The organism is Brevibacterium sp. 'Marine', from assembly GCF_012844365.1.
Taxonomy (GTDB): domain Bacteria; phylum Actinomycetota; class Actinomycetes; order Actinomycetales; family Brevibacteriaceae; genus Brevibacterium.
Window position 1 is genome coordinate 738,834 of sequence record NZ_CP051626.1, and the last position, 15,922, is coordinate 754,755.

Below are 15,922 nucleotides of genomic sequence, written 5' to 3' on the forward strand. Positions count from 1 at the left end.
AGGTTCGACGACGCGGTCGGCCCGACCAGATCTGTCATACTCAGTTACGCACATCCCCAGCCCACCTGCGCAGCTCCCCGGCTGCCACCTCGGCGCGCGCCGAGACGACAGAGAAGATCCCGACAGTGACAGACGACCATACGAACCGAGCCGTAAACCCACACGAGACGGCGACCCCACCGCCCTCGACATTCGACGCACAATGGGGGCCACGAGCCTACTCGGAGGCTGAATTCGCCGCAGCGATCGAACGCAGCGATGTCCTCTCCGAGTCCGAACTCACCCAGTTCTTCACCTGCGCCGGTGGTCGCACCCGCATCGCCGACATCCTCCTGCGGGCACGCCTGAACGCAGGTGTGCCGGTTGCCGACACCGACCCCGACCGTATCGATGCACAGCTCGCGCCCGCACTCACACCCGTCGTCGACGGTGTCTCCCGGGAATCCGCGGCACTCTTCCTGCTGACTCTCTTCGCGTGGACTTCCCGAATCACCTCGGCGGCGGTCGATCTCGTCCACGCCGCATACGTCGCCGCCGACGTGACCGACACGGCCAACGCGACTGCCGAGGACCTCACTTCCTTCCTCATCGATGAGGGCCTGTTGACGATCTCGACCGGCCCCGACGAGGTCTTCGCTGTCCCCGCCCTCATCCGGATGCTCGTCCGCCGCACCACCGCGATCGACCCGAGACTCGCCGGCAAGAACCCGCGCGAAGCGCTCGGTGCGGCCGCCGCCGACACCTTCGGTCGGATGCGTGCAGATGAGCGATCCGGGCTTGTTGAAGTCGTCGACGTCGCCGTCGAGACCCGGAACTGGCATGTCCTCGAACGAGCCTGGGCCCGCCGCTCGGTCAACGTCTTTCTCGACGCTTCCACCGCCGTCGAGGCCTATCTCAGCGTCCCCGAGGATGTCCTCGCGACGAACCCGATCCTCACCCTGGCCCGCAGCGCGGCCCGCCGAATCGACTCGACCCGGTTGCGGCTTCGCACAGACGATGGACCGACGCTGCTGGCCGCCACCGACTTCGACAGCATCGTCGTGCCCGAACTCCACGGTCTGCTCCGGGCGGAGCCTGCATTGCCGCTCTCAGCCGACGAGGTGGCTGTGCTCACCACGCTGGAAGCGCGGACGCACCGGTTGAACCGGGAGAACCGACTTGCGCTGGACATCCTCAAAGCGGGACGTGATCGACTGCGCCACCTCGGCGAAGGTCACCCCGGGCCTACGCTCATGCTGCAGTCCGAACTCAATCTCGAACACGGGCGCAACCTCATCGTGGCCGGTCGCTTTCCCGAGGCGATGTCGATGCTGCAGCGGACCGTCCAGTTCGCCGAGATCTACACCCCGAACTCTCCCCACCCGCTGCTGTCCGGACTGGTTGAGGCCGCCTTGGCCGGGATGGGCCATGGGCACGGATCGGAGATGGACCGCAGCCTGGATCGGGCGCGAGGGGCCGCGTCCCGGTTTGGGATGGAGGCGCTGCCGGGCGAGCATACTGCCCTGTGCATTGAGCTGGTGCGCAGCCTCGACCGTCTCGACCTCGCTGCCGCCGAACAGATCGTCTCCGCGCTCGACACAGCACGGCCGACCGAACACCTCGGGCCGATTCCCGACGTCGTGCGCAGCCTGCACTATGTCTTCCAGGGGCGCGCGTCGATAGCGGCGAAGCTGCTGACGGAGAGCACACAAGTAGGTTTCCTGCCGATGGCCGACGCACAGAGTACGCGGTTCTCGGGCATCCTCAACATCGCCAGCTCCGTGTTGGTTGCCGCGGGGGAGACGAAGGCGCTGCAGAATCTGGGTGACCGCATGAACCCGCAGAACCCTGGATATTCCATCGTCAAGGCACGGCAGGCTCTGGTGTTCGGCCAGCACGATGAACTGTGGAGCGCGACTGGGCAGGCGCTGTCCGGTGACCAGGGGCCCAGGCTGAAGAGTTCGGCCATGGCGCTGCGCGCTGACATCCTCCACCATGAGGGCCGGGCAGACGAAGCGCTCGAGACGTTCGTCCATGTGCTCGACTACTGTTCGATCACGTCGTCCGTGCTGGCGATCACACAGCTTACCCGAGAGGCGAGGCATGCGCTCGTGCACGAGTCGGCTGAGCATCCGATGTGGGAGGCGGTGGCCAGGTCGTTCGGCCCGGGCGAGGTGACGGCGGCCGAGCTGCGCAGGCGTCTGCTCGAGCTGCCGGAGACCTCGCCTGTGGCCCCGGACTTCCAGACCGATCTCACCCCGGCCGAGCAGTCGCTGCTGTTCGCGATCGACTCGTCGAAGTCGATCGCGCAGATCGCCCGCGAGTTCGGAGTGGTGTCCGGGACGCTGAAGAACCGGTTGTCCGCGCTCTACCGCAAGCTCGGTGTGCGCAGTCGCGCCGAAGCCGTGGCGCACGTCCACCGGCAGCGGTAGGGCCAGGTCGCCTCGGCGAAAGACTCCTACCCGTGCGCCGCCTCGGCGGGGGAGAGGAATTCGGAGAGACGGTTCAAGGTGGTGGCCTCGAGCGAATAGTACGACCAGACTCCGCGCTTCTCACGGTGCAGGACCCCGGCATCGACGAGGATCTTCAGATGGTGGGAGACGGTCGGCTGGCCGAGACCGACGGGTTCGGTGAGATCGCAGACGCACGCTTCCTGCTGCTCGTGCGCGGCGACGAGGGAGACGAGGCGCAGCCGGGTCGGGTCGGCCACTGCTTTGAGGATGCGCGCGAAATCCTGGGCATCATCGAGACTCAGCGGCGAGACGGTCAGCGACGGGCAGCAGACGTCCGTCTCCGTCGGAGAAGGCGCGGATTGTGTGGTCACTGTTCCATTATGCCCATACATTGACATTTGTCGATGTCTCATGGTCCTATCGTATCGATGAACTTCAATGTGCCGGCACATGACGATGGTGCCGGCACGATTCGCACCTCGAGGGGGACCATGCATTCCACGGCGACTGCCAACGCTGAATCGCCGGTGGCGGCGAAGATGTCGACGCTGGACCGATTCCTGCCGCTGTGGATCATCGGTGCCATGGCCCTGGGCCTGGTGTTGGGCAGGCTCGTGCCCGGTCTCGCCGAGGCTCTGGACTCGGTCAAGGTCGCCGACGTCTCCCTGCCGATCGCCATCGGCCTCCTGGTGATGATGTTTCCGGTGCTCGCCAAGGTCCGGTACAACGAGACCGGGCACGTGCTGGCCGACAAGAAGCTCATGGTCACCTCCTTGGTCATCAACTGGTTGGCGGCTCCGGCGTTCATGTTCGCGCTCGCCTGGCTCTTCCTTCCCGACCTGCCCGAATACCGCACCGGACTGATCATCGTCGGGCTGGCCAGGTGCATCGCCATGGTCCTCATCTGGAACGACCTGGCGTGTGGCGACCGTGAGGCCGCCGTCGTGCTCGTGGCCATCAACTCCGTGTTCCAGGTTCTCGCGTTCGGTCTCCTCGGGTGGTTCTATCTGCAGTGGCTGCCGAATCTGCTGGGGCTGCCGACGACGAGCAGCGAGTTCTCCTTCTGGGCGATCACCGCGAGCGTCCTCGTCTTCCTCGGAATCCCGCTTCTCGCCGGCTTCCTCACACGTACCGTGGGTGAGAAGGCGAAGGGGCGTCAGTGGTACGAAGATCGCTTCCTCCCGAAGGTCGGGCCGTGGGCGCTGTACGGACTGCTGTTCACCATCGTCGTGCTCTTCGCCTTCCAGGGCGACGAGATCACCTCTCACCCGGGCAACGTCGCCCGCATCGCCCTGCCTCTGCTCGTCTACTTCGTCGTCGTCTTCGCTGTCGGGATGGTCATCGGCAAAGCCCTGAACCTGGGCTATGAGAAGACGACGACCCTGGCATTCACCGCTGCCGGCAACAACTTCGAACTCGCCATCGCAGTGGCGATCGGGACGTACGGCGTCGCCTCGGGGCAGGCGCTCGCCGGAGTCGTCGGCCCGCTCATCGAGGTGCCCATCCTCGTCGCCCTCGTCTACGTCGCGCTCTGGGCACGACCCCGTTTCTTCCCCTCAAACTCTGTTCAAGGAGCGAATCGAGCATGAGTCTCACGCCAACGCCAAAGCCGAGTGTCCTCTTCGTCTGTGTGCACAACGCCGGCAGGTCCCAGATGGCGGCCGGATTCCTTCGGGAACTGGGCGGGGGATCAGTCGAAGTGCGGTCCGCGGGCAGCGCACCGGCCGAGACGATCAACCCCGTCGCCATCGATGCCATGCGGGAGCTCGGCATCGACATCACCCGCAACAGCCCCACTCTGCTCGACGCAGATACCGTGCGCACCTCCGACGTCGTGATCACGATGGGCTGCGGCGATGCGTGCCCGATCTTCCCCGGCAAACGATACGAAGACTGGGTTCTGGACGATCCCGCAGGTCAAGGCCTGGAATCGGTGCGCCGAATCCGTGATGAGATCCGGACCCGAGTCGAAGCCCTCATCGTCGATCTCGCCCCCGACGCAGGGACGAAATCCACAGAGCCGACGACCACGTCGGACCCCATCGCCGAGGCGGCTCCCGATGACTGATATCGCGCTCGCAGATCTGCCGGTCGCCGTGATCGGTTCCGGTCCCGTCGGCCTCGCGGCCGCGGCCCAGCTGGTCCGACGTGGGACCCGACCGCTCGTCCTCGAAGTGGGATCCTCCGTCGCGGCGGCAGCGGCCGAGTGGGGTCATATCGGGTTGTTCTCTCCGTGGAAGTACAACATCGACGTCGCGGCCCGCAGCCTGCTGGCACCCACCGGTTGGCAGGAACCCGACGGCGAGCACCTGCCCACAGGGGACGAACTCATCCGGGACTATCTCATTCCGCTGGCCGAGACAGATGAACTCCGGGACGCCATCCTCACCGATACCCGGGTTGTGGCAGTGAGCCGAGTCGGAATGGACCGGACGGGCACCGCGCAGCGTGAATCGACTCCTTTCCTTGTTCGCACGCAGAACTCCGATGGAGCAACGGCGGACTTCCAGGTCAGGGCGGTCATCGACGCTTCGGGGACATGGGAGAGCCCGAACCCGATCGGGCAGTCCGGGCTCGCAGCGCCCGGCGAAGTCGAGGCACGTCGCAGCGGGTTCGTCACCTCGCCTCTGCCCGATGTGACCGGCCGTGACCGTGAGAAGTTCGCCGGACGGCGGACTCTTGTCGTCGGTGGAGGGCATTCGGCGGCGAACACGCTCTTGGCTCTGGCAGAGCTGCGTGCGGAAGTGCCGGGCACGCGAATCGGCTGGGTGCTCAGGCGCGCAGACCCCGCATCCGTCTACGGCGGGGAGGACCAGGACGGTCTGCCGGCTCGCGGAGCCCTGGGCGCCCGGCTCCGCCGCCTTGTCGAAGATGGAGCCATCGATGTGCATTCCTCTACGACGATCACCGGGTTCGCCGCCGACGGTGGTGGCACCGTGGCGGCCGAGACCGGCGGTGAGCCGGTGACGCTCCACGCCGATCGGGTCGTCCCGGCCACCGGCTTCCGTCCCGACTTGGGATTCCTGCGCGAGATCCGGCTGAACCTCGACCCGGTTGTCGAAGCTCCGCAGCAGTTGGGGCCGCTCATCGATCCCGAGTATCACAGCTGCGGAACGGTCCCTCCGCATGGCGCCCGGGTGTTGGGGCATCCGGAGCCGAATTTCTACATCGTGGGCATGAAGTCCTACGGGCGAGCCCCGACGTTCCTCATGTACACCGGTTACGAGCAGGTCCGCTCCGTCGTTGCAGCAATTGCAGGGGACCACGAAGCAGCGGATCGAGTCGAGCTCGTCCTGCCGGAGACCGGCGTGTGTTCGACTGACATCGGATCTTCGTGTGACGCGCCGACCGGCAAGCCTGGTTCTGTCGACTTGCCCGCGGCAGGCGCACCGGACGCAGGCGGATGCTGCGGACCTGCGGAGCCGCTAGTGATCGGGATCCCCACGGGGACAGAACACGGGCGATCCGGAGAGAGCAGGAACGACTGACTCGCGGGCCCGGCCTGCGCCGCCTCGGCTTTCGCCGCCTCGGCGGGCTGACTCGCGAGCTCGGCCCTTTGCCGCTTCGGCGGGGTGACTCGCGAGGTCGGCTTTCGCCGCCTCAGCGGTAGGTGGCGTTCTTCGGGTCCTGGTGGCCGTGGTCGTTGAACGAGATGAGGCTGGTTCCGCCTCGGCCGGTGATGATCTTCGTGATGCCGGTGTTGATGGTCACTCGGTTGAAGGCCATCCACTGATCGAAGCCGCCGCCGATCAGACGGGCAGCGGTCCACGCGATGGCGCCGGCGCTTGAGACGACGATCGTCGACTGTCCCGACTCCATGGCTGCGACCGCATCATCGAGGGCCCGATCAACGCGTGACGTGAACTGGCTGTAGGTCTCTGTGTAGTCCGCGTCGTGCTCACCCGAGGCCCACCGGGCGGCACCGCGTTCGAGTTCGCCCTGGAAGATCTTCGAATCGTGCTGAGCGCGGGGGTCGAGATCTTCGAGCACGCCGGTGAGTTCCCATGCGGCATATTCGTTCCAGCCAGCGTCGACGTGGGCGTCCATATCGCGGCCGAGTCCTGTGAGGAGGCCTTCGGCGGTCTGGCGCTGTCGCAGCATCTCACCGTGGATGATTCGATCGGGTTCGAATCCTTGTGAGGCGAGGAAGCGACCGGTGATGCGGCTCTGCTCCTTGCCGAGGTCGGACAGTCGATCATAGTCATCGGTGCCGAACGAAGCCTGTCCGTGCCGGACCAGATAGAGCACACTCATGAATCACTACATCCTCGTCGTGAAGTCCACGCTGCTTTTCGAGCGATCGTTTTCTGATGCAGTCTACGGGACAGCGGTGGGGAACAGCTGCTGGGCCAGTCGAAGAACCTCGGCGAGGGCGGGGCTGACGCCGTCTCTGCGCCATGCCATGAGCAGCGGAAAAGTTCCCTGCGGGTCCTCGAGGGGGACGAAGGCGATGTTGGGGAACGAGGCATTCTGCGGCACCGACGACACGGTGACCGAACAGCCGATCTCAGCGCCGACAAGTGAGAGTATCGTCCACGTGTCCGGAGCCGTCTGGATGACGGTGGGATTGAACCCGGCCGCCTGCGACAGTCCATAGAGTCGCTCGATCGTCGTCGACCCCGGGTTCGGCGGCAGCGTGATGAATTCCTCTCCCTCGAGTTGACTCATCGACACCGAAGTTCGGTCTGCCAGGGGATGATCACGGTGCATGGCGACGACGAGTGACTCCTGCGCAACGACTCGCGTGTCGACTGCGTGGGGGATGAACGGCCAGTACCCGAAGGCGAGATCCACAGAACCGTCGGCGACGCTGTCGATGGCAGGCAGGGCAAAGGAGGCACTCTGCAGGCTGAGGTGGATCCCGGGGTGGGTGCCGCGGACGAGCTTGAGCAGACTTCCCATGAGTTTGTGGGTTGCGATGCCGGTGAAAGCTACACGCAAGTGCCCGACCTCTCCCTTCCCTGCGGCCTGCACCGCCGAGTCGGCCAGCCGGTGGCTCATGAGGATGTCGCGCGCAGGTTCGATAAGCGCTCGCCCGGCGGGAGTCACGCGCACCGACCGGGTGCTGCGTTCGAACAGTTGAGCTGACATATCGGACTCCAGAGTTCGGATGAGGCGGCTGAGGGGCGGCTGGGTCATGTGAAGTCGTTCCGCAGCGCGGCCGAAATGAAGCTCCTCGGCGAGGACGAGAAACGCGCGGATGTGCTTGGTGTCCATATCTGTGCCTCGTTCATGAGTTCGGCGCGGCCCTGGGCGTGAGGGGTCAGTTGTTATTCGTGCAGACTATGCATCAATAGTCCTCAGTATAAGTATTGGACGGGTATCAATGATTTTGAAAGGATGACTCAGGTCACAGCCATTCGAGGTTCGAGGAGGAACGCGATGGATAAGACGATGAGTTTGTCCCAGGCGATCAGCACCTATCTGAACGATGGGGACACCGTCGCGCTCGAGGGATTCGGTCACATCGTGCCGGTCGCCGCCGCGCACGAGATCATCCGGCAGGGCTTCACAGATCTGATCCTCGCCCGTATGTCCTGCGATGTCATCGTCGACCAGCTGCTCGGAGCGAATTGCCTGAACGGTCTCATCTCCTCGTTCATCGCCAACAGTTCGGCAGGTTCTCTCCATGAATTGCGGCGGCGCATTGAGAAGTCGGACCCGGAGCCGCTGTGGTTCGACGAATACAGTCACGGCGGAATGGTCGCTCGCTATCAGGCCGGTGCCGCGAAGCTTCCGTTCCAGCCCATCGCCTCCTACCGGGGCAGCGACCTGGCTGCGAAGAATCCGCGGATCAGATCCGTGCCAGACCCCTACGGCGGACCGGACATCCACGTCGTCCCCGCACTCAATCCCGACCTCACGATCATCCACGCCCAACGCGCGGACGTGCACGGAAACGTGCAGGCCTGGGGGATGCTCGGGATCCAAACCGAGGCCGCGTTCGCCGGCCGCCGACTCATCGTCACCGTCGAGGAGATCGTCGACGAGGCTGTCATCCGCTCCGATCCGAACCGCACGATCGTTCCCGCGCACGTCGTCGACGCTGTCGTCGCCGTCCCCCGAGGCTCGCATCCTCACTCGGTCCAGGGCTATTACGATCGCGACGACGAGTTCTCGAGACAGTGGTCGGTGCTCGCCCGCGACGCGGCGGCGGTTCAGAGCTGGCTCGAGACCAGCATTCGCGGCACGAACGATCACGACGAGTTCCTTGCGGCTCTCGGATCGGACCACTTCGAGCAGATGGCCATCCACGACGCCTATTCGACACCTGTGAACTACGGAGGCCGAGCATGACGCTGAGCGCTCACGGCATCACTGAGATTCAGACCCGCGACGAAGTCAGGGAGACCACAACCAGCGAGGTTGCTGGCGACGAGGTCACCAGCAGCGAACTTCTCACGGTCCATTCGGCCCGCGCGCTGGCCGGACGCAATGTAGTCTTCGCCGGACACGGTCTCCCCACGCTGGCCGTGTCCCTGGCCCAGCACACTGTGGCGCCGGACGTCGAGATCGTCTACGAGTCGGGGGTCACCGGAGCCAGGCCGCCGGCCATGCCGCGCAGCATTTCGGACTCGATTCTCGTCCCGGGAGCCGCCTCGGTGATGCCGATGACTCATCTGTTCAATTACGTACTGCAAGGTCAGCGCATCGACGTCGGATTCCTCGGCGCAGCCCAGGTCGACAAGTACGGGAACCTCAACTCCACTCTCATCGGTGAGGACTGGGAGCACCCCGACAGCCGACTTCCGGGCTCAGGCGGAGCCATCGAGGCCATGGCGGGCGCGTCCGAGATCTTCCTCGTCATGCGCCGACATACCCCGCGTACCTTCGTCGAGTCCTTGGACTTCGTCACCTCCCCGGGGCCGAAGAAGGCCGCCGAGGCTGCGGTCGGGTCAATGCCGGCGGGCGCTGGCGTGACCCATGTGATCACTGACATGGGAATCATGACGCGCTTCGCCCAGGACGAAGAACTCACACTCACGGCCGTTCACCCCGGTGTCGACCCCGCCGAAGTGGTGCGCCAGACCGGGTGGAGCTTACAGGTCTCGCCCGACCTGGAGACGACGCTGCCGCCGACTCTGGGTGAGCTGGCGCTGCTGCGAGAGACGCTCGATCCCACCCGCATCTACCTGCGCTGAACCGGAAGCCTCGCCAGCCGACCCATGTCCACGGGCAATTATCGGCGACAGCCACCCACTGAGGCCCCCTGCCCACTGCGGCTCCCCACCCACTGAGGTCCCCTGCCGAACACGCGAGAATTCGAATCGAAGAAAGTTGAAATCATGTCAATGAAGACAAGAGCCCAGGTCACCTCCCCTCCTGATCCGAACGTGACTCGTCCCGAGCTGCGCCGTGCCGCATGGTCATCCTGGCTTGGCAGTTCGCTCGAGTACATGGACTTCACCCTCTACACACTCGCCTCAGCCTTGGTTTTCGGGCCGCTCTTCTTTCCCAATGAGACTCCTGCGGTCGCGTTGATCTCGAGTCTCGGTGTCTATGGATCCGGGTTCGTCGTCCGGCCGATCGGCGGGTACGTCTTCGGCCGAGTCGGTGACAAGCACGGACGTCGGATCGTCCTCATCGTGACCCTTTCCATGATGGGCATCGCGACTATGGGCATCGGGCTTCTGCCGACTTATGCGCAGATCGGCATCTGGGCACCGGCTCTGCTGGTCGTTCTCCGACTCGTGCAGGGGTTCGGGGCCGGAGCCGAATTGGCCGGAGCGTCGGTGCTCTTGGTCGAATCGTCGCCTGTGCGTCGCCGTGGGCTCTTCGGGGCGATCGTGGCGATGGGGACCAACAGCGGAATCTTCCTGGCCACAGTTCTGTGGACCCTGCTCACTCTGCTGCCGGACGATGCCTTCCTGAGCTGGGGTTGGAGGGTGCCCTTCCTGCTCAGCATCGTCACCACATTCGTGGCACTGGTGATTCGCACGAAGGTCAGGGAATCCCCGGTATTCGAGGAAGCCAAGGAACGCCGTGCGGAGGTCGCAGCGCACAAGGTGGAGCAGCCGAGCATCCTCGTCGAGGCGCGCCGGTCGACGAAGTCGTTCCTGCTCGCCTTGGGCATCCGAATGGGCGAGAATTCTGCGGTCTACCTGGTCAAAGGCTTCATGGTCGGATGGGTCGTGACTACGACCGGCCTTGATTCCGCAGTGGTCACGACCGGGATCATGATCGGAACCGTCATCGGCTTCGCGACCGTGCCTTACTTCGGCAAGCTCAGCGACAAGGTGGGCCGTCGGCCGGTGTTCCTGGGATTCACACTCTTCCAGATCCTCTTCGCGATTCCGGCCATGCTGCTCATCGAGACCGGCAATCCGATTGTCATCGCCGCTGTCTTCGCGGTCTTTGTAGGCGGCCCCCTGCCGAACCTGTACGGAGTTGAGTCGAGCTGGTTGGTCGAACTGTTCGGATCGAAGCACCGGTATACGTTCATGACCACGATCAAGGAAGTCGGTTCGGTCGTCTCCGGCGGTCTGGCACCGGTGATCGCCGCCTCGCTCGTCGCGGTGATCACCGACACGTGGTGGCCCGTCGCGATCGTTCTCATCCTCTTCGCAGGCTGCGGTCTGCTCGGCGCACTCTTCGCACCCGAAACCCGTGGTCGCGACCTCACGACTGAAGACGACGCAGTGGACGAACTGCACCCGATGCAGTAGATGAGGGCCGGAACCGTGCGTAGGCGAAGGTCGGGCCTCTGAGATGGACGGCCCTGTGAGATGGACGGAGGCTGCTCCTGTGGGGTGGACGGCGACCGGCTCACTGCGGTCGGCGATGGCGCTTCCGCCGAATCGCGCTCAGCGGTTTCGGTGTGAAGGCGTATTGCCGCCAGCGCTGTGGACCTGGCTGTCTGGCTTCGGTACGGCGTGGGCGCTGTGTTCGGACAGACCGGTGCAACCGAGCTGCGCGAGAGGTCAGAATGGCGGGGGATCGACCTCGAGGTCGTGTTCCCAGTTCACCGTCTTGGAGACGAAACGGTGGTCCCAGGGATCGTCGGCTCCAGCGTCCTTGGAGCCGGAAGCGTCCTCAGACTGCGTCTTGACCTCCGAGTCGCTGATGCTCGAGCCCGTGCTGGTACGAGCGCTGGGTTTGTCGAGCCCGTTCGGGTCGACGGTGATGTCGTCGATGTCGAGACCCGCGAGACGCGCCCATTTGACGACTCGTGCATACTTGGCGTTCCCAGTCAGCTGCTTCATTGCAGCTGGGTCGATGCCGGCGGGGAGGCACGGCTGGAAGACAGAGTTCTCCCAATCGAGGCAGCGTTCAAGCCGCAGCCGCCTGATTTCTGCCTGCTGCTCCCGATACGCCTCCGACAGTTGCCGCTGTCGAGCTTCGCGTTCCTCTCGCTGACGCCTCTCCTCGTCGCGCCGGCGCTTCTCTTCGTCGCGCTGGCGGATCGTCGACTCACCGGGCATGAGTTCGAGCACCCTCGGTGCTGGCGGGACCATCGACCAGGGCAGTTTCCACCGCTTGAGACCCAGTCGTCCCAAGGCATCGAATTCGAGCGCTTGGGCCACATTGATCGGCTGGCCGGGCGCCGACACAGTAGTCGTGATCCCGTGCCTGAACTCGTAGTCGAGCTCACCGGATTTGGGCATAGTGACCCGAAGGCGGCCGGCGGTCTTCAGTGCATGGTGTTTCTTGCACAGAGGATGCAGGTTTCCGAACCGAGTGAGACCGCCCTTGAGCGGATTCAGGTGGAAGAACGGAACGACGTGGTCGATCTCCGACTTCTCGGCCCGACGCGAGCAGCCGGGAACGGTGCACACCGTCCACTGCTCGACCAGGGTCTTCCGAAGATCTCTGGGGACTTGGTAAGTCGTCGCTTTGGCGTCGACGGGAGTGCCGGTGCCGGGGTCGGTGAGGATCCGTTGGATGCTCTTCGAGCGGCCGGCGATAGTGCGGGCCACCTCGGCGGGTACAGGCGAGCCGTCGGCAAAAGTGCCGGGCAGGTCCGAATCTTCAGTGAGGGTGAGGAAGGGAACGGTCACCACGGTAGCAGCCTGATGCGATAGCCACCACGCATTGGTGGGCATACGCAGCTTGACGAAATACTCAACGGGTCCGTCAGCGTCCTCACCGTCGGGGCAGAACGCCGAGCCGACGGACCGGTCGGCAGCAGAGCAAGCGTCGGACGATTCCTCGGCGCCGCCGGCTGAACACCCGTCGGACGTCTCCATTGCGTCGCCGGCTGAGCCCGAAGCAACATGCTTCGCAAAGTCGGCGACGGCGTCGTCGGAGTTCATATCCGGAATGAGCTCGCCGTCGGCGTCGAGCAGCGATGTGTCTTTGGCTGTTTGGATTCCCGTGATCCGATCGACCGACACGACCTTGACCTTGAGCTCCGGGACAGGCCGGATGAACAGATCGTACTCGAGCTGGGAGATGGAGCGGTCATCGCTGATCTCAACGCCCACGGGTAAGTTGAATGCCGACTTGTTCTTGCCATGCACGGCAAGAGCCATGCCTTGGATCCGGTTGTAGCAGGCGAAGATCTCCGCCGAGGGTCCGCTGACGGTCAGGCAAGCTGAGCCGTCCTTGTAGCCGTCGACATCGATGCGACGACGCTTGGTGGCGAGCTCGGTATTGTCGACGGGCGGAATGAGCAGGGCGATCATTTTGGCCAGATCACGGCGCAGAGTCTCGCAGGTGATATCGGCGCGCCGGGCCGCCAGGAAGATATCGAGTTTCGGAAGGAAGGCGAACGCGACGTCGGCACACTGGCGGGCAACCACGTCGACATGGGCTTGGGTGAACTCTCCGGCGCGGACCCGGTCGGCGAAGCGGGGAAGACCATAGAAGATCGTCATCGCGCCGGTCAGCTGACGGTAGGTGCGCGCAGTATTGGTCCCCAGCACCGTCGAGATCTCAACGAGGTCCTCCGCGTCGACATAGTCATAGACCCATTTCGAGAAGCAGATGCCTTCATCGAGCTCGGGCAATTCAGGCAGGACCTTCTTCTCGGACTCAGCCGCCTTTTCCACCTGCGCGCTGGCGAAGTCGGCATCATAAGGCACTACTGCTGCGGAGGAAGGCGCATCGGTCGACGACGGTGCGTCCGTGGGTGCGATCTCGAACGTATCCGCCGAGCCGAAGCCGGTGGTCTGTTCGGACTCTTCGGCTCGACGCTCGAAGGTTGCAGCAATCGTCTCGCAGCGGAAAGGCTCGGACCCCTCGGGCATGGGGAGTTCGAACTCGATGAACACCTGTTCGAGTACGACCGAAGAGACCGACTCGAGGAGCGAGAAATGCGCACGATCGGAAGCGACGGCATTCTCGGCGAAGCGAGACATGCTGGATTCGAAGCGGACGGCGAATCGCGGTGACGGCGAAGTCTGTGCTGCGCCCGGCTCTTCGGCCCGACCCGGGGTCGAACGGTTGGTGGTGCCCTTCATTGCGTTTTCACCTGCCTCGGACTTCGTTGTCGGGAGTGGTGCTGAATCGAAAAGCTGTTAATTCTATGATAAGCGTTCAAACGGACAGTCACAATAGAAAACAAAGAAAGGATTCGAATATTTCTCGGTGAGAGATCTAAGAGGTTCTGATTACCTCATCATCGTTGCATCCGGCACTGACATGAGAGTGTTGGATTTCATCCATGCAGGTCAGGCGCGGTTTCTGGATGAGTGCGGTTCCTGGGTGGGGATTGCGGGGAAGGTCTGCTGCGATTTCCGGGGAGAATACGCCTCCTCGGTACTGACCCGTCGCGGCTGCAGAATGAGTCGGCCATCGGGGCGTGCCTCCTCGGCGCTGACCCGTCGCAATTTCGAAATGGGTCGGCGCGTCAAGGACGCGCCGCCTCGGTGAGGCCGAAGGCCACAGCCCTCCCGCGGGGTCCAAAGGTCTGGAGAACGTGCCACCGAAACGGCGGGACAGCCTCGGTGAGGGCGGGATTTTCGGGTGTAACGGGTCACAGCATCGGTTATGATGATCGGGTTGCCGGATGCGACCCATGAGGTCGGTACTCGCCACATGCGAGCCGTATCCGCACTGCGCGCAACCGCGTAGCCCTTCACCTAGGGCCACGTCGCGGGCCGCGTCGACGTCACCGCACCATCCTTCACTGGTGACCAGTTCTTCGCTCAGACCATCGCCGGTGCTCACGGCTGACCGTGTCCGCGCCGACCGGTGGACAGACGATCACTGTCGGCTGCACCGATGATCCGATCATCGAGCAGAGTGCTCGCCCAGCCGAGTGCGCGCGAGCTCCTCACGCTCACGGACCGCCGCCGCATCAACCATGAGGATCAACCATGACGACCACCGCTCACAACTCAGCCGCCTCCGACCAGGGCTCGCAGGGCCCGATCACCGACGCCGAGATCTTCGAGGCACACGAAGGCGGCAAGCTCTCCGCCGAGCTCACCTCACCGCTCCAGACCCAGCGCGACCTCTCGATCGCGTACACCCCCGGCGTGGCCAAGGTCTGTACCGCGATCAAGGACGAACCGCAGCTGGCGCGCACGCACACGTGGACCGGCCGGCTCGTCGCGGTCATCTCTGACGGGTCGGCTGTGCTCGGCCTCGGTGACATCGGTCCGGCCGCCTCGCTGCCGGTGATGGAGGGCAAGTGCGCCCTGTTCAAGTCCTTCTCCGGGCTGAATGCGATTCCGATCGTACTCGACACCAATGACACGGACGAGATCGTCGAAACCATCGTCCGCATGGCCCCGACTTTCGGAGCGATCAACCTCGAGGACATCTCCGCCCCGCGCTGCTTCGAGATCGAGGACCGGGTCAAAGAAGCCCTCGACATTCCCGTCATGCACGATGACCAGCACGGCACCGCCGTCGTCGTCCTTGCCGCACTGACCAACGCACTGCGCGTGGTGAAGAAGTCCTTCGATTCCGTCCGCGTCGTCGTCTCCGGTGCCGGAGCTGCCGGTGTGGCCGTGGTGAAGATCCTTGCCGACGCAGGCGTGAAGGACATCGTCGTCCTCGATTCCAAGGGCGTCGTCGAGGCCGGCCGCTCCGATCTGACCGAGACCAAGCAGTTCCTCGCCGAGTCGACGAATCCGCGCGGAATCGCCGGTGGGATCGGCGAGGCCCTCGACGGTGCCGATGCCTTCATCGGCGTCTCCGGCGGCACCATCGACGAGGCGCACCTGGCCAACATGGCCGACAACGCGATCATCTTCGCTCTGTCGAACCCCAACCCCGAGGTGGCCCCCGACGTCGCCGCCAAGTACGCCACCGTGGTGGCTACCGGGCGCAGCGACTTCCCGAACCAGATCAACAACGTCCTCGCGTTCCCTGGAATCTTCCGCGGTGCGCTCGACGCCGATGCGTCCGAGATCACCGACGATATGAAGCTCGTCGCCGCCCGTGCGATCGCCGATCTCGTCGGCGATGACCTCGAGCCCGGCTACATCGTGCCCGGCGCGCTCGATTCCCGTGTTGCCCCGGCCGTCGCCGAGGCGGTCGAGAAGTCCGCGCTCGAGGCGATGGCCGAGCGCTGAGGTCATAGCGTCGCGCTGAGGTTC

The 15,922-nt window shown here is 64.4% G+C and carries 12 protein-coding genes; 8 read left to right on the forward strand and 4 right to left on the reverse strand.

What is annotated here, in order from left to right; genetic code table 11:
- The first annotated feature begins 125 nt into the window (after positions 1-125).
- The gene (locus HF684_RS03195) at positions 126-2,411 is read left to right on the forward strand and encodes a LuxR C-terminal-related transcriptional regulator (protein WP_169251320.1); all 2,286 of its coding nucleotides are present in this window, start codon (positions 126-128) and stop codon (positions 2,409-2,411) included.
- 26 nt (positions 2,412-2,437) lie between these two features.
- Here the strand turns inward: HF684_RS03195 and HF684_RS03200 are convergent, their stop codons facing one another.
- Positions 2,438-2,803, reverse strand: coding sequence for a metalloregulator ArsR/SmtB family transcription factor (locus tag HF684_RS03200; RefSeq protein WP_248279092.1), 366 nt, complete (start codon positions 2,801-2,803; stop codon positions 2,438-2,440).
- Positions 2,804-2,923: 120 nt separating this feature from the next.
- Between HF684_RS03200 and arsB the strand changes: the two genes are divergently transcribed.
- Genes arsB through HF684_RS03215 form a run of 3 tightly spaced genes read left to right on the forward strand, consistent with a single transcriptional unit; the run spans position 2,924 to position 5,920 of the window.
- The gene (gene arsB, locus HF684_RS03205; protein WP_169251321.1) at positions 2,924-4,021 is read left to right on the forward strand and encodes an ACR3 family arsenite efflux transporter; all 1,098 of its coding nucleotides are present in this window, start codon (positions 2,924-2,926) and stop codon (positions 4,019-4,021) included.
- The gene (locus HF684_RS03210; protein WP_169251322.1) at positions 4,018-4,500 is read left to right on the forward strand and encodes an arsenate reductase ArsC; all 483 of its coding nucleotides are present in this window, start codon (positions 4,018-4,020) and stop codon (positions 4,498-4,500) included. Before arsB ends, HF684_RS03210 begins: the two co-directional genes overlap by 4 nt.
- Positions 4,493-5,920: an NAD(P)-binding domain-containing protein gene (locus HF684_RS03215; RefSeq protein WP_169251323.1), complete on the forward strand. Its 1,428-nt coding sequence runs from the start codon at positions 4,493-4,495 to the stop codon at positions 5,918-5,920. The genes HF684_RS03210 and HF684_RS03215 overlap by 8 nt, the downstream gene beginning before the upstream one ends.
- 112 nt (positions 5,921-6,032) lie before the next feature.
- Here HF684_RS03215 and HF684_RS03220 read toward each other — a convergent pair whose 3' ends face one another.
- A complete protein-coding gene (locus HF684_RS03220; protein WP_169251324.1) occupies positions 6,033-6,686 on the reverse strand; it encodes a histidine phosphatase family protein in 654 nt (217 codons plus the stop codon).
- Positions 6,687-6,749: 63 nt separating this feature from the next.
- Positions 6,750-7,649 carry a LysR substrate-binding domain-containing protein gene (locus HF684_RS03225; protein WP_169251325.1) on the reverse strand — a complete coding sequence of 300 codons (900 nt, stop codon included), beginning with the start codon at positions 7,647-7,649 and terminating at the stop codon, positions 6,750-6,752.
- A 165-nt stretch (positions 7,650-7,814) separates the two neighbouring features.
- On the opposite strand from HF684_RS03225, the gene HF684_RS03230 reads away from it, so the two are divergent.
- The 3 genes from HF684_RS03230 (at position 7,815) to HF684_RS03240 (ending at position 11,098) form a co-directional block, all read left to right on the forward strand.
- Positions 7,815-8,729 (forward strand): CoA transferase subunit A, encoded by a 915-nt coding sequence (locus HF684_RS03230; protein WP_169251326.1) that lies wholly within the window; start codon positions 7,815-7,817, stop codon positions 8,727-8,729.
- The gene (locus tag HF684_RS03235) at positions 8,726-9,574 is read left to right on the forward strand and encodes a CoA-transferase (protein ID WP_169251327.1); all 849 of its coding nucleotides are present in this window, start codon (positions 8,726-8,728) and stop codon (positions 9,572-9,574) included. Before HF684_RS03230 ends, HF684_RS03235 begins: the two co-directional genes overlap by 4 nt.
- A 144-nt stretch (positions 9,575-9,718) precedes the next feature.
- Positions 9,719-11,098 (forward strand): MFS transporter, encoded by a 1,380-nt coding sequence (locus tag HF684_RS03240; RefSeq protein ID WP_169251328.1) that lies wholly within the window; start codon positions 9,719-9,721, stop codon positions 11,096-11,098.
- A 255-nt stretch (positions 11,099-11,353) separates the two neighbouring features.
- Here the strand turns inward: HF684_RS03240 and HF684_RS03245 are convergent, their stop codons facing one another.
- On the reverse strand, positions 11,354-13,834 hold the full coding sequence (locus HF684_RS03245) for an HNH endonuclease signature motif containing protein (protein WP_169251329.1): 2,481 nt from the start codon (positions 13,832-13,834) through the stop codon (positions 11,354-11,356).
- Positions 13,835-14,692: 858 nt separating this feature from the next.
- Between HF684_RS03245 and HF684_RS03250 the strand changes: the two genes are divergently transcribed.
- Positions 14,693-15,898: an NADP-dependent malic enzyme gene (locus tag HF684_RS03250; RefSeq protein ID WP_169251330.1), complete on the forward strand. Its 1,206-nt coding sequence runs from the start codon at positions 14,693-14,695 to the stop codon at positions 15,896-15,898.
- Positions 15,899-15,922 lie beyond the last annotated feature (24 nt).